The organism is Streptomyces sp. TSRI0107, from assembly GCF_001905845.1.
Classification (GTDB): domain Bacteria; phylum Actinomycetota; class Actinomycetes; order Streptomycetales; family Streptomycetaceae; genus Streptomyces.
On the sequence record NZ_LIVZ01000001.1, the window covers coordinates 495,624 to 519,492 of the forward strand.

Genomic DNA, 23,869 nt, shown 5'->3' on the forward strand with positions numbered 1-23,869 from the left:
GACCACGTACGCAACGAAGGGACATCACATGAACCAGCGCAGGGCGGCCCTCCGGCGCACCGGACTGGCCGTCGTCCTGGCCGTGACCGGTGCCATCGCCCTCTCGGCCGCGCAGGCCACGGCGGTGGCGAAGTCGCCCACCGCGCAGCCGGAGGACGACTTCAACGGCGACGGCTACGCCGACCTCGCGGTCGCGGCGCCGGAGGCGACCGTCGACGGCAAGGTGAAGGCCGGGTACGTGGCCGTGCTGTACGGCACCGCGAGCGGGCTGAGCACGACGAACAAGGCGGTGTTCACGCAGAACACCGCGGGCGTACCGGACACCGCCGAGGGCGGCGACACCTTCGGCAGCGCGATGACCACGGCCGACCTCGACCGGGACGGATACACCGATCTGGTCGTCGGCGTGGCCGGCGAGGACAACCCCGCCGGCGCCGACTCCGGGATGGTGCAGGTCCTGTGGGGCGGCGCCCGGGGGCTGGCGGGCGGCGCCACGCTCGCGACCGGCGACGAGATGTACGAAGCGGTGGGCATGCGGGGCAACCTGGCCGCCGGGGACTTCGACGGCGACGGGGCGCCCGAGCTGGTGACCGTGGACGGCTTCTGGAAGATGGTGCTGACCGAGGGCCCCTTCGGCCGCGACGGCGCGGCGAGCGGCGGGACCCGTGCGATCACCGACGACTCCGACCCCCGCTTCATGGACATGGACACCGGTGACGTGAACGGTGACGGTCTCCTCGACCTGGTCGCCACCGCCCACCAGGGCGACGAGTACGACGCCCGCTACATCAAGGTCTGGAAGGGCACGCCCGACGGTCTCGCGGTCCCCGAGGAGGTGCTCGGCGGCAACGGCTACGCCCTGGAGGGCGGCGAGTCCCTGGCCCTCGGCGACTTCGACCGCGACGGCATCGACGACGTCGTGGTCGGCCGTCCCGTCGACGGCTACGACAGCGACCTGGACGAGCCGATGGTCAGGGGCGGCCGGATCGCCTATGTGCCGGGCACCTCCGACGGGCCGGACGGCACGAAGGTGCGGTACCTGTACCAGGACAGCGCCGGCGTGCCGGGTGCCGCCGAGCGCGGGGACGGCTTCGGCACCGACGTCTCGGTCGCCGACGTCGACGGGGACGGCTACGCGGACGTCTCGGCGGGCGTGCCGGGCGAGGACTACGACGGCCTCGAGGACGCCGGTTCCGTGGTCGTGCTGCGGGGCGGCGAGAACGGTCCGACCGGCACCGGCGCCGTGTCGTACGGCCAGGACACGGCAGGGGTGCCGGGCGTCGCCGAGAGCGACGACCGGTTCGGCCGGGCCACCCGTCTGCTCGACGCCGACGGCGACGGCCGTTCCGAACTGGCCGTGGGCGCGCCGGGCGAGAACACGGACGCCGGGTCGGTGTGGGTGTTCCGGTCCACGTCCGCCGGGGTCACCGCGACCGGTGCGATCACCTTCGGTCACGGCACCCTCGGCACGGTGGCCACGGGAGCCAGGCTGGGGTCCGGTTTCACCTACTGATCCTCTGTCAGACCCGCTGCGGCAAGAACGTCTTCCCTTGCCGTGGCGGGTCTTCTTTTGTCTCCCCATTTGTCATGCACGCGCATTCTCGCGTTCAGCCGTCGGACCGACCGGACAGAGAGCTTCCGGAGTGTCCAAGAGGCTGCTGTGGCAAGGGAGTTCCCGCGATGACCGGAGTGACCGCACCCGAACCCGGACATGTATCGCCCGACCGACGCCGCTTTCTGACCGCGGGAGCCGCCGTGCTCGGCGCCGCGGCCTCCGCCCAGCTGTGGCTGCCCGCCGCCGCCCGGGCCGCCGAGACCCCGCTGCCCGACGGGGTGTTCAGCCTCGGCGTCGCCTCCGGTGACCCGCTGCCCGACGGCGTGGTGCTGTGGACCCGGCTCGCCCCGGACCCCCTGAACGGCGGCGGCATGCCCGACCGGGCGGTGGCCGTGGAGTGGGAGATCGCCGAGGACGAGCGTTTCGGACGGCGGGTGCGCCGGGGCGTCGCCCAGGCCCGCCCCGAGTTCGGGCACAGCGTGCACGTCGACGTCCGGGGCCTGCGTCCCGGCCGCTCCTACTGGTACCGCTTCCGGGCGGGCGGTCAGCTGTCCCCGGCCGGCCGCACCCGCACCGCCCCGCACCGCGGCAGCTCCGGCGGCAGCGTGCGGCTCGCCCTCGCGTCCTGCCAGAACTGGCAGCACGGCTGGTTCACCCCGTACGCCGACATGCTGGCCCAGGACCCCGACGTGGTCCTCTTCGTCGGCGACTACATCTACGAGTCCGTACCGTCGGCGACGGCCCCGCGCCGCCACGAGGGCACCGGCGAGCCGTACAGCCTCACCCAGTACCGCAACCGGTACGCCCAGTACCGCACCGACCCGGACCTCGCGGCGATGCACGCGAACGCCCCGTTCGTGGTGACCTTCGACGACCACGAGGTCGACAACGACTTCGCCGGCGAGATACCGCAGGACCCCGACAAGCAGACCCACGACGCCTTCGTGGCCCGACTCACCGCGGCCTACCAGGCGTACTACGAGCACATGCCGGTCCGCGCGAGCGCCGTCCCGAACGGCCCGCACATCCGTATGTACCGCCGCCTGGAGTTCGGCCGCCTCGCCCGGCTGAACGTCCTCGACACCCGGCAGTACCGCAGCGACCAGGCCACCAGCCAGGCCGGCGCCATGGACCCGTCGCTCACCATGCTCGGCGCCGCCCAGAAGCGCTGGCTGCTGGACTCCCTGCACCGCTCGCCGGCCCGCTGGAACCTGATCGCCTCGCAGATCATGATGGCCGAGACCGACCTGCTCGTCGGCGAGGGCAAGCAGTGGTTCTACGACGCCTGGGACGGCTACCAGGCCGAGCGCAACCAGTTCCTGAAGGAGTTCCGCGGCGTGCGCAACCCGGTCGTGCTCACCGGCGACCGGCACCTGACGATGGTCAGCGACCTCAAGGAGGACTTCGCGGACCCCGGCTCCGCGGTCGTCGGCGCCGAGTTCGTCGGCACCTCCATCTCCAGCAACGGCGACCAGGACCAGGCCGCCTTCCACCGCGAGTGGGACCCGCGGCTGCCGGACAACCCGCACTGGAAGCTGCTCGACGCCCACCGCGGCTACCACCTCTTCGACATCCGCCGCGACGGCATCGACGCCCGGGTGCGCGTCGTCGACACCGTGCGGCAGCCGACGGCGACCCCGAGCACGCTGGCCCGGCTGCGGGTGGAGGCCGGACGCCCCGGCGTCGAAGTCGTCTGAGCCACGCGCGCCCTGGGACTAAGCGCGGTCCCAGGGCGTTCTCAGCTCCGCCTCATGGAGGTCTCCTACCGTCCGTTCACCGTGGAGACGGATTGTCAGAGACTCACCCCGCCCGGTGCCACCCCGCCCGCCGCCCGGCACCCGGCTGCTGCACATCGGCCCGCACAAGACCGGCACCACCGCCGTCCAGGGCGCCCTGTTCGCCGCCAAGGACCGGCTGCCCGCGTACGGCGTCGACTTCCTTGATCAGCGGACTGGCTGGAGCACATGCTGCGCAAGCCGCCGTACGAGAAGCCCAACCCCACCGGGCCCGGGCGGGTCACCGTGGTGGTGGTCGACGACCGCGACCGGGGCGGTCCGCTGCGGGTCTTCGAGTCGCTTCTCGGGCTGCGCGGGAATCTCCTGGAAGCCGTTCGGGACGCAGTGAATCGTTCCCTCACCCTGGCCGAGACCGAAATGCTGCGAAATCTCAACGTCGAATTCCGCGGTAATGAGCTGCCGGACGAGCTGTATTCACGACTCGTCCGGCACGGCGCGGTGACGCATATGAACAACGTGTGCAGCCCCTCGCCCGAGGACGTGAGGATCCGCACGCCGCGGTGGGCCGCCGAGGCCGCCGCCGCGATCGGCGCCGAGGCGGCGGAGCGGATCGGCGCGCCGGGCGTGCGGGTGGTCGGCGATCCCGCGCTGCCGTCGGCCGTACCGGAGCCCGTGGAACGTCCGCCGGCCGAGCCGCGGCTCGCGCCCGAGGTGGCGGCCCGCGCACTGTACGGGGCGCTCGCGGCGGCGGCCGCGGCACCCGTGCGGCACACCACACCCGCCAAGGCGCGTACCGTTCACCAGACGTCGTCGAAGGAACTGGTGAAGGTACTGGGGCACCGCTGCCTGAAGAGGCTGCGGCGCCGCTGACGCACACTGCGGACTTCTGCGGACTTCTGTGGACTTACTCACAGCAATTTCCGCGGCGGTGGAGCCCTTCGGCGGAAGCCTCTCGCCAATCACCAGGAGTGCAAGGTGAATGACAGGTTGCGCGCACATATGCGACAGCGGTCGCTCACCTTGCACTGCGGTAACCACAAGTGGGAGCATTTCCAGGTTCCCAGTCGCCACAAGGTAGGTCACCTGTGTCCCAGCACATAGCCAAGCCCCGTACCACCGCAGTGATCCTGGCCGGTGGCACCGGTCAGCGTGTGGGTCTGTCGATCCCCAAGCAGCTGCTGAAGATCGCCGGCAAGGCAGTCATCGAGCACACCCTGACCACCTTCGAGAACGCCGACTCCATCGACGACGTCATCGTGCTGATGGCGCCCGGCTACGTGCCGGACGTCGAGAAGATCGTCGCCAAGGCCGGCTTCACCAAGGTATCGAAGATCATCGAGGGCGGTTCGACGCGGAACGAGACCACCGAGCGCGCCATCGCCGCCCTGGGCGAGGGCCTGGCCGAGGGCGAGGACGCCAACGTCCTCTTCCACGACGCCGTGCGCCCGCTGCTCTCCCAGCGCGTGATCGACGACTGCGTGGCCGCGCTGGACCGCTACCAGGCCGTCGACGTCGCCATCCCGTCCGCGGACACCATCATCGTGACCCGCACCCACGGCGAGGACGGCGAGTTCATCACCGAGATCCCGGACCGCTCCCGGCTGCGCCGCGGCCAGACGCCGCAGGCCTTCAAGCTGTCCACGATCAGGCGGGCCTACGAGGTCGCCGCCGGCGACCCCAACTTCCAGGCCACGGACGACTGCTCCGTCGTGCTCAAGTACCTGCCGGACGTGCCGATCCACGTCGTCGCGGGTGACGAGTACAACATGAAGGTCACCCAGCCCGTCGACGTCTTCATCGCCGACAAGCTCTTCCAGCTCGCCTCCACCGCCGCGCCCGAGCAGAACGGCGAGGAGGCCTACCGCGAGCTGCTGACCGGCAAGACGGTCGTGATCTTCGGCGGCTCCTACGGCATCGGCAAGGACATCGCCGAACTCGCCGAGTCCTACGGCGCCACGGTGTACGCCCTGGGCCGCTCCACCACCGGCACGCACGTGGAGAACCCGGAGGAGGTCGACGACGCGCTGTCCAAGGCGTACGCCGAGACCGGGCGCATCGACTACGTCGTCAACACCGCCGGCGTGCTGCGCATCGGCAAGCTGGCCGAGACCGACAACGCCACCATCGAGGAGGCGCTGAAGGTCAACTACCTGGCGCCGGTGCAGATCGCCCGCTCCTCGTACAAGTACCTGGCGGAGACCAAGGGCCAGTTGCTGCTGTACACCTCCAGCAGCTACACCCGCGGCCGCGCCGAGTACAGCCTGTACTCCTCCACCAAGGCCGCCATGGTGAACCTCACCCAGGCGCTGTCCGACGAGTGGGCCGGCGACGGCATCCGCGTCAACTGCATCAACCCGGAGCGCACCGCCACCCCGATGCGCACCAAGGCCTTCGGCCAGGAGCCCGCGGGCAGCCTGCTCTCCTCCGAGGCCGTGGCCCGTACCTCGCTGGACGTGCTGCTGTCCGAGCTGACCGGCCATGTCATCGACGTCCGCCAGCAGGACCCGACGGCGGGCGCCAGCAAGGCCTCCGGCTTCGAGCAGGCGCTGGCGTCGGTCCTGGACCGCCAGTCCGGCATGTAATATTCGTCAGCAAATACTTTGTGGAATTCAGGCCTCTGTGCGCTTCCCTTACCGGAGCGTTCACAGAGGCCTGAATCCGTAGTCGACAAAACCGGCATCCCCTCCCAGAGCAGGTTTTTTCCGTGATTTCCACCGCTATACGCGTCGCCCGGGTGGGCAGCGCGGCCGAACTGGCCGCGGCGGTCTTCGTGGTGCTGGGTTTCCCGGCGCTCATGCTGGCCGCGCTCGTCCCGAGCGTTCCCGCCTTCGCGGCCGTGGCCGCCGTGACGTACCTGGCGGACCACTATCTGCACCGCAAGGGCAGCTACCTGATCAACCGCCTCAGCAAGGTGCGCGCGGGTCTGTCGATCCGCTTCCTGATCCGGCAGCTGCTGCTCATCCTGCTGCTGGCCCGCCTGTCCCTCTCGGACGACCTGATCTTCTACGGCACCGTCGCCTGCTTCATCGCCTTCTACGGCCTCCAGGCCCCGCACGGCGCCCTGGTCACCCTCATCCGCAACCGCCGCCGGATGCCGGTCGCCACCCGCAACGTCGACCTGAAGTCCCGTATCCGCATCCCGGACGCCCCGCCGCGCAAGCTGCTGCACCGCTCCGCGGAGAAGATGCTGCACCTCGACCTCGCCGCCGTCGTCGGCGTCCTGGTCGCCGCGGCCCTCGACCTGCCCGCCGTGGGATTCGCCGGCATCGGCGTCACCATGGCCCTGGGCGTCGGCTACGTCCTGGTGCTCGCGCCGTACGTGCGCGGCCGGAAGATCCCGCCGCGCGCCGAGGCCGTGCTGGCCGCCGTCGACGACTGGCTGGGCGAGTACCGGCCGGAGACGGTGCTGTACTTCTCCGGCTCCAAGGACTCGGCGTACCAGGTCAACATGTGGCTGGAGACCATGGAGAACCTGGACTCCAAGCCGCTGATCATCCTGCGCGAGCGCGCCATCCTCGACCGGATGGCGCCCACCACGGTCCCCGTCATCTGCGTGCCCGGAGGGGTGCACCTGATGAACATGGACCTGTCCTCGGTGCGGGTCGCGCTGTACGCCGCGAACGTCGGCAAGAACATCCACATGCTGCGCGTGCCCACCATGAAGCACGTCTTCATCGGCCACGGCGACAGCGACAAGCTCGCCAGCGTCAACCCGTTCAGCAAGGTCTACGACGAGGTGTGGACCGCCGGCCGCGCGGGCCGCGACCGCTACGCCATCGCCGACGTCGGCGTCCGCGACGACGACATCGTCGAGGTCGGCCGTCCGCAGCTGGCGCCGATCCAGCCCTGGCGGGGGACCCGCGGCGAGGCCGCCGACGCAGGCTGCCCGACGGTGCTGTACGCGCCGACCTGGGAGGGCTGGGACGGCAACCCCGGCAACACCTCGATCGTGCTGGCCGGCGAGAACATCGTGAACCGGCTGATCACGGCCGACCCGCCGGTCCGCGTCCTCTACAAGCCGCACCCGTTCACCGGCACCGTCAGCAAGGACGCCAAGGCCGCCCACCAGCGCATCGCCGCCCTGGTCGAGAAGGCCGCCGCCGAGCGCGCCGCCGACCCCCGGTTCGCCGCGGACAGCGCCGCGCAGGCCGCCGCGAAGGCCGAGCTGGCCCGGATCGAGGCCCGGCTCGCCGAGCTGACCGGCAAGGGCGGCGAGAAGCGCGACGAGGCCGAGGCCACCCGCGACGGGCTCGTGGACGCGGCCCGGCACGAGGAGATCGCCCGGCTGCGCGCCGAGTGGAACGACGCCTACTGGCGGTCCTTCCCGGACTGGGAGCACCGGGTCATCACCGGCGCCGAGCCGCGGCTGTACGACTGCTTCAACGTCTCCGACGCGATGGTCTCCGACATCTCGTCCGTGGTCTCCGACTTCATCGCGAGCGGCAAGCCGTACGCGGTCACGGACTCCGGGGAGCTGGGCGTGGAGGAGTTCAAGCGGCAGAACACCGCGGTGCGCGCCGCGGTGATCCTCTCCAACAGCGCGGCCGAGCTGGGCGAGCTGCTGGACGCCGTGCGCGACCCGGCCGCCGACCCGCTGGCGCAGGACCGCGCGGAGCTGAAGGAGTACCTGCTCGGCCCGGCCGAGCCGGCGTCGATCGTCCAGTTCAACGACGCGGTGGCGAACCTCGCCCTGAAGGCCGAGACGCGCAACCTCGGCCAGGAGTCGCGGACGCTGAAGGAGTCGCTGCCCGGACAGCGCGTGGCGACCAGTGGCGAGACCGACGGTGTGACGGCCGGCTGAGGCCGCCAGGTCCACGACGATTCGGCCCCCGAGGGATCACCCCTCGGGGGCCGAACGCATTTCACGCCTCGGACGTACTGTGATGTGTGCCACTCACCCCGGCATGTGAGACAACCGCTTCCTTTGATCAGTCGTCTTCCTGGTAGCCAATAAGGAGATACGGGAGAAATTTCCCGTTGACGAGGGGGAAATGTGCCGTGACGCAGCCTGATGTCAGCGTGATCATCGGGGCGTACGAAGCCATGCCGTACCTGGTCGAATGCCTCGCGTCGGTCGAAGCCCAGACCATCGGCCCCGGCCGTTTAGAGGTCATCGCCGTGGACGACGGCTCCACCGACGGCACGGGGGAGTGTCTGGAGGAGTTCGCCGCCCGCGCGCCCATGGCGGTCACGGTGATCCGCCAGGAGAACTCCGGCGGCCCCAGCGGCCCCCGCAACGTGGGTCTCGGGAAGGCGGCCGGGCGCTACGTGTTCTTCCTCGACGCCGACGACCGGCTCGGCCCCGAGGCGCTGGAGCGCATGGTCGCCATGGCCGACCGCAACGGGACGGACGTGGTGCTGGGCCGCGTCGAGGGCGTCAACCGCACCGCGCCGAAGTCGATGTGGGGCAGGACGCTGGACCGTACCGACGTCTTCTCGTCCAACATCAAGTTCACGCTCAGCGCGCAGAAGCTGTTCCGCCGGGAGTTCCTGGAGCGGCACGGCATGCGGTTCGACGAGTCGCTGTGGACCGGCGAGGACGCGCTGTTCACCATGGAGGCGTATCTGCGGGCCGACGGCGTCTCCGTGATCGCCGACTACACCTGCTACTACCTGGTGGGCCGCGAGGACGGCAAGCACGTCACGAAGACCGGCGGCTACGTCCGGCGCTTCGACTCCGCCCGCGCCCTGATGAAGCTGATCGCGGACTTCCTGCCGCCGGGCGAGCGGCGCGACCAGCTGATGGTGCGGCCGTTCCTGGTCACGCTGCTGCCGCAGTTCGGGCCGAAGTTCCTCAAGGACGGCGAAGAGGTACGGCGGCACAAGCTCGAGCTGGCCAAGCCGCTGACGGACGGCTACTGGACGGAGGGCGTCGCCCGCCGCCTCAAGGTCGAGGAGCGGCTGCGGCTGCACCTGGTGGCCGAGGGCCGCGCCGACCTGCTGGTGGACGTCCTGAAGTTCCTGAAGGCCAAGAAGCAGGCCCCTGCCCTCCTGGAGAACAAGGGCCGCCGCCTGTATCTGGTCTACCCGCACTTCCGTGACGCCGCCGCCGGGCTCCCCGACTCCCTCTACCTCGCCGAGCCCCGCGAGGCCCGCGCCTTCGAGGGCTACCGGGAACCCGCGCCCACCTTCTTCCGCCGCGCCGTCCGCAAGGCCCGCCGGATCGTCCGCGGGATGAGGCCCCCGGGCGGGAAGCGGCCCGCGGCGGCCTGAACGGCACCGAGGGCCGGCCCCCGCGGGGACCGGCCCTCTCACGTGCGGCGGTGACCGGTCAGCCCCGGCCCGAACCCAGCGCGCGGCGCAGCGGGCGGCCCACCGCCCGCCGGGCGCGGCGGTAGACGGACGAGGGGGCGGCGGAGGAGCCGGTCGCCGTCGCCTTGGCGCCGGAGCGGGCCAGGTCCTTCTTCAACCGGGCGTTCTCCGCGGACAGTTCCGCCATCCGGCCCTGCAGCCAGCCGAACCGGGAGCCCAGCGAGGCCGGGTCGGAGTCGATCCACGGGCGGACGCCCGGCGGGAAGGACAGCTCGGCGAGACGCTTGTCGTAGGCCGCGCCGCCGTCGCCGTGGGTGAAGGTGTTCCGCAGGCCGTTGCGGGTGAGGAACGCCGTGAATCGCTCGAAGCGTTCCTGGTGACCGGCCATCAGGGGGCCGAAGTCGGCCTCCTCGTACAGCGTCGCCGGGTCCAGGTCCTCGGGCAGCTTGTCGATCCGCCGGTGCGGGATGTCGAAGTACCGGCACAGCTCCAGCGTCCGCGAGTCGGCGCACAGCACCGTCGCCGGCGTGCCCGCCAGCAGCGCGGCGATGTTGCCGTGGATGCGGGAGCCGAAGGAGAAGTCGAACTCGCGCAGATCGTCGATCCAGGTGACGGGGTCGATGTAGACCCGGACCTTGTCCTCCCGGTACATCGGGTGGTCGGGATGCGTGGGCATCGCCGTCACCAGCGCGTTGGGGTCGGACAGGTCCCGCCAGTGCAGCTGCCGGGCGTCGCTGAGGTTCTGCCCGATGAAGCGCAGGTGGGGGTAGCGGGCGTGGGTGCGGGTGATCACCCGGTCCAGGCCCTGCGACTTCACCGCGCTGTGCGAGCCGTTGATCGCGACGCGGGAGTCGGGCGTCAGCTCCGGCACCCGCTTGTGGACGGTCAGCTCGCTGCCGTTCATGAACAGCGAGGGGCAGCCGATGACCTCGACGTCCCGGTACCCCAGCTCCTTCAGGTACTGCTCGGTGAACTCGCCGCGCACCCCGATGGACGCGCTGCGGTCGAGCACCGCCGACACGAACTCCCGGACGACGGGCTCGATGCCCTTCAGGCGTGCCGTGTTGTAGTTCAGTCCCGACTGCGCGCCGACGCCCAGCACCACCACCGGGATCCTCAGCTTGCCGATCAGCCGGGTGAGCCGCTGGAGCTGCTTCTCGAAGGACGGCCGGAAGGCGTTGGCGAGGGGGACGACGAAGACGTCGTACTCCTCGTTGATGCGCCCCGCCTGCGCGGCGATGGAGCGGATGCCGTTCGAGACCACCTCGGTGTCCGGGGTTTCGAGGATCTTGTGGGCGGCGTCGCTGAAGATGAGGTTGCCCGAGTTGGTCGCGATGACGTCCCGGTCGAGGGCTTCCTCGATGGAGACGACGTCGTACGGGCTCTTCCCCGAACGGAGAAGGATGCGCGTGGGGCGCTGCGGATGGTGGTGATCTACTACTGGCACGTTGGTCAACTTATGTTTACGGAGTCGTTGAATTCTATAAGCAACCAGTACAACCTTTTTGTCGTACGCGAGTCGTGACCGTTCGCTTGCGTGATGTCCCCGCCCTCCGGGCCCTGTCGCGTGCCCCGTCGCGCGGTCCGTCTGCTGGACCGATGCGCGGGGCGCGATCCGCTTCGCGTAGATTGCCGGGCGGGGCAGCCGGACCTACGCGAGGGGACTGACAGCAAGGTGGCAGGGGCAAGGCAGGCCGTGCGCGAGGCCCGCAGGATCGTCGTCAAGGTGGGTTCCTCGTCGCTGACCACCGCCTCGGGCGGACTGGACGCCGACCGCGTCGACGCGCTCGTCGACGTCCTGGCCAAGGTGCGCAGCGGCGGCGAGCGGGAGATCGTGCTGGTCTCCTCCGGCGCCATCGCCGCGGGACTCGCCCCGCTGGGCCTGCGCCGCCGCCCCAAGGACCTGGCCCGCCAGCAGGCCGCCGCCAGCGTCGGCCAGGGCCTCCTGGTCGCCCGCTACACCGCCTCCTTCGCCCGCTACGGCGTCCGCGTCGGCCAGGTGCTGCTGACCTCGGACGACATGAGCCGCCGGGCCCACCACCGCAACGCCTCCCGCACGCTGGACAAGCTGCTCGCGATGGGCGCGTTCCCGATTGTGAACGAGAACGACACGGTCGCCACCGACGAGATCCGCTTCGGCGACAACGACCGGCTCGCCGCCCTGGTCGCCCACCTCGTCCACGCCGACCTGCTCGTCCTGCTCTCCGACGTGGACGGCGTCTACGACGGCGACCCCGGCAAGCCCGGCACCTCGCGGATCGCGGAGGTGCGGGGCCCCGGGGACCTGTCCGGCGTCGAGATCGGCAGCAGCGGCAAGGCCGGGGTCGGCACCGGGGGCATGGTCACCAAGGTCGAGGCCGCCAGGATCGCCGCCGCGGCCGGCATCCCGGTGGTGCTGACCAGCGCGGTCCACGCGGCGGACGCCCTCACCGGCCAGGACACCGGCACCTGGTTCCACCCCACCGGCAAGCGCTCCGCCGACCGGCTGCTGTGGCTCCAGCACGCCTCCACCCCGCAGGGCGCGCTCACCCTGGACGACGGGGCGGTGCGGGCCGTCGTGGAGCGCCGCAAGTCGCTGCTGCCGGCCGGGATCGCCGCGGTCGAGGGCGAGTTCAGCGCGGGCGACCCGGTCGAGCTGCGGGACGGCGCCGGACACGCGGTGGCCCGGGGGCTCGTCAACTTCGACGCCAAGGAGATCCCCCGGCTGATCGGACGCTCCACCCGGGAGCTGGCCCAGGAGCTCGGTCCGGCGTACGAACGCGAGGTCGTACACAGGGACGACCTGGTGCTGCTCCACCCGTAAGGGCGTCCGTAAAGACCGTAAAGACCTCCCTGCGGCCATCCGGATTGCGGCAAATCGTCCGCTCTCGGCGGTGGACGTTCCGTAAAAGTCCCACGCGAGCTCTCGCGGCCTGCTCAACTTTGTCTCGAAGGCGCATCTCGAAGACACCGTTCCGCACGCGTGAAGGAGGCCGTCGTGAGACGAGTACGCCCTGGGGCGACGGCGTCCCGCGGTGGTGCCGGCTCCCGCGCGGCCGGTGCGGACCGGGCTCCGCTGGCCAGCGTGGCGGCCGGCGACCGCTTCGAGGGCGAGGAGCCCCCGGACCTGCCCCGGCTGTGGCACGTCACCCTCAGCGTCTCCGGCAAGGCCGCCCCGCTGCCGGAGCTGCGGCGCGCCCTGGAACAGCTCGCCCACGACCACCCCTTCCTGCTGACCAGCAGATACGCCTGCGACCACGCCGAGATCCGCTACTGGGAGGAGGCCCGCGACCTGCACGACGCGGCCGCCGTGGCGCTGCGCCTGTGGGGCGAGCACCGGCAGACCGCCGGCCTGCCGCCCTGGGAGATCGTCGGCCTGGAGGTCATCGACCGGGCCACCTACCACCAGCGGATCGCCGAGGGGTACGGACCGCCACCCGCCAGCCCTGTCGGAGTTCACCCCTTTTGATCCTGTCTCGGGGTGTGGAACGGGCGGTGGCCGGGCCCCTGGGGCGCACTACCCTTCCCTCATGACCACGCTCTCGCCGTACGACTCGATGTCCCCGGTCACCCAGGCCGCCTACCGTGCCAAGGCCGCCGCCGCCGACCTCGCGCCGCTGCCGCGGTCCGTGAAGGACGACGCGCTGCTCGCCATCGCGGACGCGCTCGAGGTGCGCGCCGGCGAGATCGTCGAGGCCAACGCCCAGGACGTGGCCAAGGCCCGCGAGACCGGCATGAGCGAGGGCATGATCGACCGCCTCACCCTCACCCCGGAGCGGGTCCGCGCGATCGCCTCCGACGTGCGGGACGTCGCCGCGCTGCCCGACCCGGTCGGCGAGGTCGTCCGCGGCTCCACCCTGCCCAACGGCATCGACCTGCGCCAGATCCGGGTGCCGCTCGGCGTCGTCGGGATCATCTACGAGGGCCGGCCCAACGTCACGGTCGACGCCGCCGCCCTGTGCCTGAAGTCCGGCAACGCGGTCCTGCTGCGCGGCTCGTCCTCCGCGTACCGGTCGAACACCGCGCTCGTCCGGGTGCTGCGCGACGCCGTCGGCGGCGCCGGGCTGCCCGCCGACGCCGTCCAGCTGGTGCCCGGCGAGAGCCGGGACAGCGTGCGCGAGCTGATGCGGGCCCGCGGCCTGGTCGACGTGCTGATCCCGCGCGGCGGCGCCTCGCTGATCAACGCGGTCGTCCAGGAGTCCGTCGTCCCGGTCATCGAGACCGGCACCGGCAACTGCCACGTCTACGTCGACGCGGCGGCCGACCTCGACATGGCCGTCGAGATCCTGATCAACTCCAAGACCCAGCGGGTCGGCGTCTGCAACGCCGCCGAGACCCTGCTGGTCCACCAGGACATCGCCGCCGAGTTCCTGCCCCGCGCCCTGGACGCCCTCGCGGCGGCCGGGGTCACCGTGCACGCCGACGAGCGGGTGATGGCGTACGCCAAGGACTCCGAGGCGACGGTCGTCGAGGCCACGCCGGAGGACTGGGAGACCGAGTACCTGTCGTACGACATCGCCGCCGCCGTCGTCGACTCGCTCGACAAGGCCGTGGAGCACATCCGGCTGTGGACCTCCGGCCACACCGAGGCCATCGTGACCACCTCGCAGCAGGCGGCCCGCCGCTTCACCCAGCTGGTCGACTCCACGACGGTCGCCGTGAACGCCTCCACCCGGTTCACCGACGGCGGCCAGTTCGGTTTCGGCGCCGAGATCGGCATCTCCACGCAGAAGCTGCACGCCCGCGGCCCGATGGGCCTGCCCGAGCTGACCAGCACCAAGTACGTCGTGACCGGCGACGGGCACATCCGGCGCTGAGGCGCACCACCCCCGCGCGCTCATCCGAGCACGCGGAGGAATTTCCATACCGTCTGCCCAAAATGACCCCCCAGGTCTACTCTGGATCCGTGCCGGAGGACGTGGGGGGTACGCCGTTCCCTGACGGCTGGGAGCCCGACGACGACCACGACCGCGGGGTGTCGGACGAAGAGTTCGCCTCCGTGGTCTTCGACGAGGCCTTCGTACGAGCGGCCGCGGTGCACGAGCCGACCGCCGTGGAGCGCCTCCTGGCGGCCGCCCAGGCCAGAGCCGAGGCCTCCGAGGCGGAGGCCGCCCGCCGGGCGCACGGCCGGGGCGAGCGGTACGACGACGGATACGGCACCGGCGATCCGGTGCCTTTCGGCCATGATCCCGGCCTGGACACCCTGGACGACCGCGACGTCCTCGACGGCCCCGAACCCGGCGCGTTCGGCAGACGCGCCCGCTGGCGCCGCCCCGTCGCCTGGCTGCTGGCCCTGGTGATGGGCGTCGGCATGGTCGCGCTGGCCTTCGCCGCCGTCTACCGGGGCGCCTCCGGGAACCGCCAGGAGCAGGTCCCGCCGCCGCCCGCCTCCACCGGCCTGGAGCAGGGCGGCGCGGCCCGCCCGTCGGCCTCCGCCGACTACTCCCGGCCGGCGGTGTCGGCGGTGCCCCGGACCCCCTGACGGAACGCCTCCACCGGCCCGGTACGGACGGCTTCCGGCCTGGTGAGCAGCCGTCAGAAGTTGTCCAGCGGTGGGGCGTTTACCGGAGCGCCGGGAGACCTACCCTGAAGATATGGGCGGGCGTGGAGACCCACCTGAGGGGACACCCGACGGCGCCCCCAACGGTGCGGAGGACGAGTACCGATCCGTCGTGTTCGACGAATCGTTCGTCCGCGCTGCCCGTCTCCAGGAGTACTCCGCGCAGGAGCGGATCACCGACCACGCGCCGGCCGTGCGCCGCCGCCCCCCGGTGCGCCGCGGGCTGTCCCGGCAGTTCCTGATCCTCGCCCTGCTGGTCGCCGTCGCCTTCGGCACCGCGATCTACATGGGCGTCCGCAACCCCTACCCGTCCACGCGGACCGCCCGCCCGCCGGCCGTGGAACCCGTGCGGATGACCGTCATCCCGCTCGCCCCGCCGGGCTCCGTCCCCGGCACCTCCGACGTCGAACGGCTGTACGGTGCCAGTCCCGCCGCACAGTTCCGCATCGGCGCCGAGGGCATCCCGCTGCCCGCCGCCCGGCGCACCGCGCACTTCTCCGACGACCAGGTGCACAGCGCCCTCGGCACGGCCAAGGACTACGTCGTGCGCTCCTCGCTCTACCCCGAAGTGCTGTCCGGCAGGCAGGTCCGACCCGTGCGGATGCTGCTCGACCCCGACCAGTTCGACCAGTTCGACCGCAGCTTCGACCACCCGACCGCCGACGGCGGGCACGCCCCCACCGGCTGGCTGGTCCGCTTCGACCCCACCCTCGCCGAACTCGCCGACCCCGGGATCCGCGTCCAGGGCAGCCTGCACGCAGAGGAGACCGACGCGTCCACCCTGGAGGTCACCGCCGACCACACCTTCGTGTACGCGCTGCGGCCCGCCGGGGCCGACGCCGACGCCGACGCCGAGGCCTCGCTGTTCACCGTCCGCCGCGAGCTGCACTTCCGCTTCGACCGGGACGACCTGCGCCTGCACCAGACCCAGGTGGTCGCCTCCCACGCCCAGGCCGGGCCGCTGTCCTGCGCCGAGGACTCCACCAGCTGGCTGCGCCCCCTGCTCTCCGGGCAGACCGCCAAGGAGGGCGGCCCGGCCGGCACCGACCCGTACGCCTCCGACGGCGCCACCGCCCTGTGCGGGACGCTGGCGGACAGCGCGCAGCCGAAGGTCTAGCGCCCGGCGCGGTGCGCCCCGCCGAAAGTCGGGAGTCCAGGGCCAGGGCCAGGGCCAGGGCTAGGGTCAGGGTCAGGTTTCCAGGGTCTAGGGCCGCTCGTCCGTGTCCGAAGGCCGGTCGGGCCGGTCGGGCCCGTCAGGCCGGTCCTTGCGCTGCTGCGCGCCCGTGAAGCCGCCGAAGCCGCGCCGCACCCGGTCACCCAGCTCCCCGGCGCCCCCGGCGAGGTCCGTGACCAGCTTCATCAGCGGATCCTTGGACTCGCGCACCTCGGAGGCGTAGTGGGCCGCCGACTCGCGCAGGGACTCCGAGACCTTCGTGTCCTTGTCCTCGCCGCGCTTCGGATAGTGGCCGTCCATGATCCGCTGGTGGTCGCGGGAGGCCGCCCACTTCTTCAGCTCGGCCGCGCGGACCGTGGCGAACGGGTGGGAGCGGGGCAGCATGTTGAGGATCTTCAGCACCGAGTCGCGCAGATCGCCGCCCGCCTCGTACTCCTCCGCCTGCTCCAGGAACGCGTCCACGTTCATCTCGTGCAGATGGTTGCCGCCCGCCAGCTTCATCAGGCCGCGCATCGACGCCTGGAGATCCTGGCCGACCAGCAGGCCCGCGCGGTCGGCGGACAGCTCCGACTTGCGGAACCACTCGCGCAGCGCGGTCACGATCGCCATGACCGTGACGTTGCCGAGCGGGATCCAGGCCACCCGCAGGGCGAGGTCGGTCAGGAACAGCAGGATCGTGCGGTACACGGCGTGGCCGGACAGGGCGTGGCCGACCTCGTGGCCGATCACCGCCCGCATCTCCTCCTCGTCGAGCAGCTCGACCAGGCCGGTGGAGACCACGATGACCGGCTCGTGCATGCCGACGCACATCGCGTTCGGCTGCGGGTCCTGCTGGACGTACAGCGGCGGGACCTTCTCCAGGTCCAGGATGTGACAGGCGTCCAGCAGCATCGCGTGCAGATGCTGGAACTGCCGGTCCGAGACCCGCACCGAGTCGGACAGGAACAGCAGCCGCATGCTCCGCTCGGGCAGCAGTCCGCTGAGCGCCTTGAAGACGGTGTCGAAGCCGCTCAGCCGGCGCAGGGCCACCAGCGCCGAGCGGTCGGCCGGGTGCTCGTACGCACGCGAGGAGATCTCCGGGAAGCGCCGGCGGCGCCTGCCGGGCGGATGCTCGGCTCCGGTCTGCGGATGGTCGTAGGACATCGGTCCCCCAGGTGCGTCGGTGTACCGGATCCGGACCGCACGCCCGGACCGCTGGCCGTCCATGCCCCCGAGGCAGGGCCCAGCCTAGGCCCTCCTGTCCGGATCAACCCGGCGTCGCGAGGTGCCGCACCTCACAGCCGGTCTGATCCGAACGGCAGAGCCTGGCGGAGATACCGTGGACGGGCAGCACAGCGAAGGAGTACCACGTCATGGAGTACAACGCCGCGTCCGCCTGGCTCATGGCCGCCGAGCAGGAGGGCGCCGGGAACTTCCTGCGCATCCTCCTGATCGTGATGGTGGTCGGCTGTGTGCTGACCGCCTGGCTCCTGCTCCGGGGTTACAGGCGGAAGGACGACTGATCGCGCGGGAAGGTTGCCCGAGAGCGGAGTCGGGGTGATCGCCGCGGAGTCGCCCGCATACGATGGGCCGACGTCTTTATCCCGCCCACACGCGATAGGTCCTGACGAAGATGAGCCTGCACACCACCGCCGCCCAGCTGGTCACTCTCGCCTCCGAGGGCGGGGAGCACGGCGGCAACCACAACAGTCTCAACCCGCTGGTCACCGGTGGCGGTGCGTTCATCGTGCTGATGCTGCTGCTGTGGGTGACCACCCGCTTCAACCGCGACCGCTGATCTCCGGGACGACTCCGGCCGTCGGAGTCCACAGACCGGGCCGGTAGGGTCTGCACGCATGGGAGAGCAGGACATGCCTACCGGTCCGGTGAACGAGACGCCACGGGACACGAGCGGCGGCAAGCGCCGTCTCGGCGTCATGGGCGGAACGTTCGACCCGATCCACCACGGTCACCTGGTGGCCGCGAGCGAGGTCGCCGCGGCGTTCCACCTGGACGAGGTCGTCTTCGTGCCGACCGGCCAGCCCTGGCAGAAGAGCCACCGCACCGTCTCCCCGGCCGAGGACCGCTACCTGATGACGGTCATCGCGACCGCGGAGAACCCCCAGTTCTCCGTCAGCCGCATCGACATCGACCGCGGCGGTCCCACCTACACCGTCGACACCCTGCGCGACCTGCGCGCGCTCAACCCCGACACGGACCTGTTCTTCATCACCGGCGCCGACGCCCTCGCCCAGATCCTCACCTGGCGGGACACGGAGGAGCTGTTCTCCCTGGCGCACTTCATCGGGGTCACCCGCCCGGGCCACCACCTCAACGACCCCGGACTCCCCGAGGGCATCGTCTCGCTCGTCGAGGTGCCCGCCCTCGCCATCTCGTCCACGGACTGCCGTGCGCGAGTCGCCAAGGGCGACCCCATCTGGTATCTGGTGCCGGACGGAGTCGTGCGCTACATCACCAAGCGCGAGTTGTACCGCGGCGAGTGAGCCGAGAGGGGCACCGGTGAACGACCGATACGACACGGGCCACGGGGGCGAGTACGGGGGTGACCCGTACGAGCTCGTCGGCTACGACGAGTACGGCCGCCCTGTCTACCGGCAGGTGCCGCAGCAGCAGCCGCCACATCAGCCGTCCCACCAGCAGTACGACGCCTACGCGCAGCAGCAGGCGCCGCAGCAGGGGTACGGCTACGACCCGTACGCCACGGGCGGGCAGCAGCCCGTCCCGCCGTACGACCCCTACGGGACCGGCCGGCAGCCCGCCACCCCCTCGTCGTACGACTCCTACGACTCGTACGACGCCTACGCCCCCTACGGGCAGCAGGCCGCCGCCCCGCAGCCCCGGGTCGCCGAGCAGACCGCCTACATCCCGCAGCAGACCGGACCGGGCGACGAGCGGGACGTCCCGGCCGCCCCCGCGCGGGACGACGACCGCGACTACCGCACCGAGCAGTTCTCGTTCGTCGAGGAGCCCGACGGCGACTCCGAGGACGTCATCGACTGGCTGGCGTTCACCGAGAACCGCACCGAGCGCCGCGAGGAGGCCCGGCGCCGGGCCCGCAGCCGGCTCATCGCCCTGGTCGTCGTCCTCGCCCTGGTCGCCGTCGGCGGCGTCGGCTACCTCTGGTACGCCGGGAAGCTGCCCGGCCTGTCCTCCTCCGACGACAAGACCGGTACCACGGCGGCCGGCGGCGCCCAGAAGCGCGACGTGATCGTCGTCCACCTGCACGACACCAAGAAGGGCGACACCTCCACCGCCCTGCTGGTCGACAACACCACCACGAAGCAGGGCACCACCGTCCTGCTGCCCAACTCCCTCGCCCTGACCGGCGACGACGGCTCCACCACCACCCTCGCCAAGTCCGTCGACGACGACGGCTCCTCCGGCACCCGCGAGGCCCTGGACACCGTCCTCGGCACCTCCATCCAGGGCACCTGGCGGCTCGACACCCCCTACCTGCAGAACCTCGTCGACCTCGTCGGCAACATCGAGATCGACACCGACACCGACGTACCCGACCCGGACGCCGAGAAGAAGGGCCAGTCGCCGCTGGTCAACAAGGGCGAGAAGCAGACCCTCAGCGGCAAGATGGCCGTCGCCTACGCCACCTACCGCGCCCCCGGCGAGGCGCAGAACGCCCAGCTGGAGCGGTTCGGCCAGGTCATGCACGGCGTGCTGCGCAAGCTGACCTCGGACACCGAGGGCGCGACCGTCACCGTGCAGACCCTCGGCATGATCATCGAGCCGCCGCTCACCGACAAGGACCTCGGCGCCTTCCTCGCCGCCCTGTCCGACCTCGCCAAGAGCGGCGACCACAAGACCGCGATGCTGCCCGTCCAGGGCGACGGCACACTGACCGCCGAGGCCGGCGACAGCGTGGTCAAGGACGTCCTCGGCGGCACCGCGAAGAGCCCCGACCAGGGCGCGGCCGTCCGCGTCTCGGTGCGCAACGCCACCGGTGTGAAGGACAACACCGAGAAGGCCCGCGTGGTCCTCCTCAACGGCGGCTTCACCTTCCTCGAAGGCGGCACGACGAGCGGCGCCGAAGCCACCTCCGAGGTCACCTACGCCGAGGCCGCCCACAAGCAGGACGCCACCGAGGTCGCCAAGACCCTCGGCCTGCCCGCGAGCGCCGTCACCAAGGGCGAGGTGTCGTCCAACGCGAACGTGACGGTCGTCCTCGGCCAGGACTACCGGCCGTAGCCGCGCACGGGCCCCGCGTAATGGCGTGGGGCCCCGTCGGCGGTCCGTGAGACCCTGGAAGGCAAACGACCGCCGACGGAAAGCCTTGTAGTGACCGCGACCGACCGCTCTCTCGAGCTCATCACCACCGCCGCCCAGGCGGCCGCCGACAAGCTCGCCCACGACGTCATCGCCTACGACGTGAGCGACGTCCTGTCGATCACGGACGCCTTCCTGCTGGCGTCCGCCCCCAACGACCGCCAGGTCAAGTCGATCGTCGACGAGATCGAGGAACGGCTCCTGAAGGAACTCGGCGCCAAGCCGGTGCGCCGCGAGGGGGACCGCGACTCCCGCTGGATCCTGCTCGACTACGTCGACATCGTCGTCCACGTCCAGCACAGCGAGGAGCGCGTCTTCTACGCCCTGGAGCGGCTGTGGAAGGACTGCCCCGAGCTGGAGCTGCCCGCCGACGCCAAGGCCACCCGCGGCAAGGCGGAGGAGCACGCCAAGCTCCAGGCCGCCGAGGAGGCCGCCGAGCTGGACGGTGAGTGGCGGTGACCGCCACCGGTGAGGTGACCGCCGGGAAGCAGGGCCGGGGCCGCCGCGTCATCCTGTGGCGGCACGGGCAGACCTCGTGGAACGTGGAGCGCCGCTTCCAGGGCACCACGGACGTCGAGCTGACCGAGACCGGCGTCGCCCAGGCGCGCCGCTCCGCCCGGCTGCTGGCCTCGCTGCGGCCCGACGCGATCGTCGCGTCCGACCTGCGGCGGGCCGCGAACACCGCCGCCGAGCTGGCCACGCTCACCGGCCTCGAGGTGGCCCACGACGAGGGGCTGCGCGAGACCTACGCGGGCGTCTGGCAGGGCCTGACGCACGACGAGATCATCGCCCGGTACGGCGAGGAGTACGCCGCGTGGAAGCGCGGCGAGGCCGTGCGCCGCGGCGGCGGCGAACTGGAGACCGAGGTCGCCGACCGCGCCGCCCCCGTGGTGCTGCGGCACGCCGAGAAGCTGCCCGAGGACGGCACGCTCGTCGTGGTCAGCCACGGCGGCACCATCCGCACCACCATCGGCCGGCTGCTCGGCCTGGAGGCCCACCACTGGGAGAGCCTGGGCGGCTTGTCCAACTGCTGCTGGTCCGTCCTCGGCGAGGGCGCCCGCGGCTGGCGGCTGCTGGAGCACAACGCCGGCACCCTGCCGGAACCGGTGCTCGGCGACGACGACTGACGGCCCGGGGACCCGGATTTCACTTTCCGGCAGGTCGCAGGCTAAAGTTCTTCTTGTTCGCCCGCCGAGCGGGGAGAACAGATGGGGCTATAGCTCAGTTGGTAGAGCGCCTGCATGGCATGCAGGAGGTCAGGAGTTCAATTCTCCTTAGCTCCACGGTTGAATCCCGTCCCCCACAGGGGGGCGGGATTTTTCGTCTCTGCCGTTGAGTGAAGGCGGCCCGAGAGGCGTATACCTCTTCGGAGGCGCGTCGGCGGGTGCCGTGTCCGGACTGGTACCACGGCGTCGCTGACCGTGTCGGTCCGGTCGTGGCAGAATCAAACGGCCGGAAGGGGGCGCGGCCCGACGGGAGGGAGTAGCGATGCCTTCGAGCATCCTCGAGGAGGTCGGCCACCTCCTCGGCGAAGCAGCGTTGACACGGAACACGGCCACCCGGCTCAGCTGCCCTTCCTGCGGTTCCGCGCACGTGGCCCAAGTCCTCGGCGACAACGGCGGAATCTCCTACGTGTGCACGGCCTGCGGCCACAGCTGGAGCTGATCGATGGGTGCACACAGGCGGAAGTGCGACTGGTGCGGCAGCGGCACGCCGATCGTCCGCGACATGGAACCGGTGAACCCCGACTACCAGTACTGGTGCGAGGAATGCGCGCGGGCGCTGATCATAAAAGGCGACCCGATCGAGACGTACCGTGAACTGGAGGGCGAGCCGATCTACGGCCGTCTGCTGGAGGAGCACTGCACTCTCAAGCGCTTCTATTCGTTCGTGACCGCTTGAGTCCCGGTGACCGCGTGAGCGCCGCGCACAGCAGGAACGCGCAGCCGGCCGCCGCGTAGAGGCCGGAGAGCGGCAACTCGGCGGTGCTCTGGCGCAATTCGGGCCGCCCGTCGCCATGTGGCACCCACCACAGGGCGTACGAGCAGAACACCAGGGCGGTGCCCGCGGCGGTCACGCGGTGTCTCCGCGCGGTGAGCAGCAGCACCAAGGGCACGCACCAGACCCAGTGGTGCGACCACGACACCGGGCTGATCAGCAGCGCCGTCACCGCGCACCCGAGCACGGCCCACGCCCGTTGCCCGCGCAACTCCGCCGCGACCGCCACGGCCAGCCCGGCGACGGCCGTGAGCGCCGCCGCCACGACCCACGCGGCCCCGGGGTCCGGGGTGTGGAGCAGCCGGGCCAGGACGCCGCGCAGCGCCTGGTTCGCGGTCTCCTCGGCGTGCCCGACCCGCCCCGCGCGGAACACCATGCAGCTCCAGAACCGCCAGGAGTCGTACGGCAGGACGGCCGCCGTGAGCAGGGTCACGCCGGCGAACGCGGCCACCGCCCCGCGCGCGTGCCGCAGCCAGGGAGCGCCGGTGCCCCTCGTACGGCGGGCGACGAGGCCGGTGACGAGCAGGAACACCGCGAACAGAGCGGGCGTCAGCTTCACCGCCGCCGCCAGGCCGATGCCGAGCCCGGCCAGGCGGTCCCCGGGCCGGCGGGTGAGGTCCCACAGCACCAGCACGGCCAGCAGCAGGTTGATCTGGCCGTACCGCAGTGTCGTCCACACCGGCTCGCACCACACGGCCGCCGCCGCGACCCACCAGACGGTCTCCGCACGGGTGTGCCCGACGAGCCGCAGCGACAGCCGGACGAAGGCGACCAGCAGGAGCAGGTTCCCCGCCGTCGCCAGGACGCGCAGGCTCTCGGTGTCCGGCAGCGTCAGCGGGGTGAACAGCAGGGCCGCGAAGGGCGGATAGGTGGTGGGCAGTTGCGCGGCGGTGGTCCGCAGGGCGTACAGATCGCCGCCCGCGCGGACGGTCGCGCCCTCCGCGCGGTACACCATCAGGTCGATCATCGACACCTGCGCGGACCGCTGCGCGACCCAGAACGCCGCGAAGGAGAAGAGGCACACCCCGAGGGCGGTCGGCACGTGGCGGTGGACTGCGGAGAACGCGATCACGGTCACCGGCCCGACCATAGCGCCCGTATCCGGGCAGAACGGAAACGATTTGGTGTTCCACCGGGTGGACCGTGTAATGTTCTCTGTGTCGCCGCGAGGAAAGACCGCAAGGAAAACCGAAACGGACGACACACCGCAAGGGGCTATAGCTCAGTTGGTAGAGCGCCTGCATGGCATGCAGGAGGTCAGGAGTTCAATTCTCCTTAGCTCCACAGCAGATCCCGCCGGATCGGAAATGATCCGGCGGGATCTTTTCGTGTATCCC

The 23,869-nt window shown here is 71.2% G+C and carries 22 protein-coding genes and 2 tRNA genes; 21 read left to right on the top strand and 3 right to left on the bottom strand.

What is annotated here, in order from left to right; genetic code table 11:
- Positions 1–28 precede the first annotated feature (28 nt).
- The 6 genes from AMK31_RS02160 (at position 29) to AMK31_RS02185 (ending at position 9,504) form a co-directional block, all read left to right on the top strand.
- On the top strand, positions 29–1,513 hold the full coding sequence (locus tag AMK31_RS02160; protein ID WP_073938532.1) for an FG-GAP-like repeat-containing protein: 1,485 nt from the start codon (positions 29–31) through the stop codon (positions 1,511–1,513).
- Positions 1,514–1,680: 167 nt separating this feature from the next.
- On the top strand, positions 1,681–3,252 hold the full coding sequence (locus tag AMK31_RS02165) for an alkaline phosphatase D family protein (protein WP_073938533.1): 1,572 nt from the start codon (positions 1,681–1,683) through the stop codon (positions 3,250–3,252).
- Between the two features lie 267 nt (positions 3,253–3,519).
- Positions 3,520–4,161, top strand: coding sequence for a hypothetical protein (locus AMK31_RS02170; RefSeq protein WP_241842506.1), 642 nt, complete (start codon positions 3,520–3,522; stop codon positions 4,159–4,161).
- A gap of 215 nt (positions 4,162–4,376) precedes the next feature.
- On the top strand, positions 4,377–5,873 hold the full coding sequence (locus AMK31_RS02175; protein WP_073938534.1) for a bifunctional cytidylyltransferase/SDR family oxidoreductase: 1,497 nt from the start codon (positions 4,377–4,379) through the stop codon (positions 5,871–5,873).
- A gap of 152 nt (positions 5,874–6,025) precedes the next feature.
- Positions 6,026–8,092 (top strand): hypothetical protein, encoded by a 2,067-nt coding sequence (locus AMK31_RS02180; protein WP_073938537.1) that lies wholly within the window; start codon positions 6,026–6,028, stop codon positions 8,090–8,092.
- Between the two features lie 197 nt (positions 8,093–8,289).
- Positions 8,290–9,504 (top strand): glycosyltransferase family 2 protein, encoded by a 1,215-nt coding sequence (locus AMK31_RS02185; protein ID WP_385311231.1) that lies wholly within the window; start codon positions 8,290–8,292, stop codon positions 9,502–9,504.
- Positions 9,505–9,562: 58 nt separating this feature from the next.
- Here the strand turns inward: AMK31_RS02185 and AMK31_RS02190 are convergent, their stop codons facing one another.
- Positions 9,563–10,990 carry a polysaccharide pyruvyl transferase family protein gene (locus tag AMK31_RS02190; RefSeq protein WP_073938950.1) on the bottom strand — a complete coding sequence of 476 codons (1,428 nt, stop codon included), beginning with the start codon at positions 10,988–10,990 and terminating at the stop codon, positions 9,563–9,565.
- Positions 10,991–11,239: 249 nt separating this feature from the next.
- Between AMK31_RS02190 and proB the strand changes: the two genes are divergently transcribed.
- The 5 genes from proB (at position 11,240) to AMK31_RS02215 (ending at position 16,199) form a co-directional block, all read left to right on the top strand.
- A complete protein-coding gene (gene proB, locus AMK31_RS02195; RefSeq protein ID WP_073938538.1) occupies positions 11,240–12,346 on the top strand; it encodes a glutamate 5-kinase in 1,107 nt (368 codons plus the stop codon).
- A gap of 174 nt (positions 12,347–12,520) precedes the next feature.
- On the top strand, positions 12,521–12,991 hold the full coding sequence (locus tag AMK31_RS02200) for a hypothetical protein (RefSeq protein ID WP_073938951.1): 471 nt from the start codon (positions 12,521–12,523) through the stop codon (positions 12,989–12,991).
- Between the two features lie 61 nt (positions 12,992–13,052).
- Entirely contained in the window at positions 13,053–14,339 is a 1,287-nt protein-coding gene (locus AMK31_RS02205; RefSeq protein ID WP_073938540.1) for a glutamate-5-semialdehyde dehydrogenase, read from the top strand.
- Between the two features lie 89 nt (positions 14,340–14,428).
- The gene (locus tag AMK31_RS02210; protein WP_443333938.1) at positions 14,429–15,004 is read left to right on the top strand and encodes an SCO2584 family spore wall biosynthesis protein; all 576 of its coding nucleotides are present in this window, start codon (positions 14,429–14,431) and stop codon (positions 15,002–15,004) included.
- Positions 15,005–15,116: 112 nt separating this feature from the next.
- A complete protein-coding gene (locus AMK31_RS02215) occupies positions 15,117–16,199 on the top strand; it encodes an SCO2583 family membrane protein (RefSeq protein ID WP_073938545.1) in 1,083 nt (360 codons plus the stop codon).
- Between the two features lie 87 nt (positions 16,200–16,286).
- Here the strand turns inward: AMK31_RS02215 and AMK31_RS02220 are convergent, their stop codons facing one another.
- The gene (locus tag AMK31_RS02220) at positions 16,287–17,399 is read right to left on the bottom strand and encodes a M48 family metallopeptidase (RefSeq protein WP_073938952.1); all 1,113 of its coding nucleotides are present in this window, start codon (positions 17,397–17,399) and stop codon (positions 16,287–16,289) included.
- A gap of 209 nt (positions 17,400–17,608) precedes the next feature.
- Between AMK31_RS02220 and AMK31_RS40850 the strand changes: the two genes are divergently transcribed.
- From AMK31_RS40850 to AMK31_RS02250, 9 genes are all read left to right on the top strand, one after another.
- Positions 17,609–17,758: a hypothetical protein gene (locus AMK31_RS40850; protein WP_198948398.1), complete on the top strand. Its 150-nt coding sequence runs from the start codon at positions 17,609–17,611 to the stop codon at positions 17,756–17,758.
- A 110-nt stretch (positions 17,759–17,868) separates the two neighbouring features.
- Positions 17,869–18,033 carry a hypothetical protein gene (locus AMK31_RS40855; protein WP_198948399.1) on the top strand — a complete coding sequence of 55 codons (165 nt, stop codon included), beginning with the start codon at positions 17,869–17,871 and terminating at the stop codon, positions 18,031–18,033.
- Positions 18,034–18,091: 58 nt separating this feature from the next.
- The gene (gene nadD, locus AMK31_RS02225; protein WP_073938547.1) at positions 18,092–18,739 is read left to right on the top strand and encodes a nicotinate-nucleotide adenylyltransferase; all 648 of its coding nucleotides are present in this window, start codon (positions 18,092–18,094) and stop codon (positions 18,737–18,739) included.
- 16 nt (positions 18,740–18,755) lie between these two features.
- The gene (locus tag AMK31_RS02230) at positions 18,756–20,456 is read left to right on the top strand and encodes an LCP family protein (protein ID WP_073938549.1); all 1,701 of its coding nucleotides are present in this window, start codon (positions 18,756–18,758) and stop codon (positions 20,454–20,456) included.
- A 90-nt stretch (positions 20,457–20,546) separates the two neighbouring features.
- Entirely contained in the window at positions 20,547–20,993 is a 447-nt protein-coding gene (rsfS, locus tag AMK31_RS02235; RefSeq protein WP_073938551.1) for a ribosome silencing factor, read from the top strand.
- Positions 20,984–21,661, top strand: coding sequence for a histidine phosphatase family protein (locus AMK31_RS02240; RefSeq protein ID WP_073938553.1), 678 nt, complete (start codon positions 20,984–20,986; stop codon positions 21,659–21,661). The genes rsfS and AMK31_RS02240 overlap by 10 nt, the downstream gene beginning before the upstream one ends.
- Before the next feature lie 83 nt (positions 21,662–21,744).
- Positions 21,745–21,817 (top strand) — tRNA-Ala (locus AMK31_RS02245).
- Positions 21,818–22,022: 205 nt separating this feature from the next.
- On the top strand, positions 22,023–22,199 hold the full coding sequence (locus tag AMK31_RS39530; protein WP_107468491.1) for a hypothetical protein: 177 nt from the start codon (positions 22,023–22,025) through the stop codon (positions 22,197–22,199).
- A gap of 3 nt (positions 22,200–22,202) precedes the next feature.
- Positions 22,203–22,436: a hypothetical protein gene (locus AMK31_RS02250; RefSeq protein ID WP_003976229.1), complete on the top strand. Its 234-nt coding sequence runs from the start codon at positions 22,203–22,205 to the stop codon at positions 22,434–22,436.
- On the opposite strand, the gene AMK31_RS02255 is transcribed toward AMK31_RS02250, so the two are convergent.
- Positions 22,405–23,622 carry a glycosyltransferase 87 family protein gene (locus tag AMK31_RS02255; protein WP_073938556.1) on the bottom strand — a complete coding sequence of 406 codons (1,218 nt, stop codon included), beginning with the start codon at positions 23,620–23,622 and terminating at the stop codon, positions 22,405–22,407. The two genes, AMK31_RS02250 and AMK31_RS02255, sit on opposite strands and share 32 nt — an antisense overlap.
- A 121-nt stretch (positions 23,623–23,743) precedes the next feature.
- Here AMK31_RS02255 and AMK31_RS02260 point away from each other — a divergent pair.
- A tRNA-Ala gene (locus AMK31_RS02260) sits at positions 23,744–23,816 on the top strand.
- Positions 23,817–23,869: the final 53 nt, after the last annotated feature.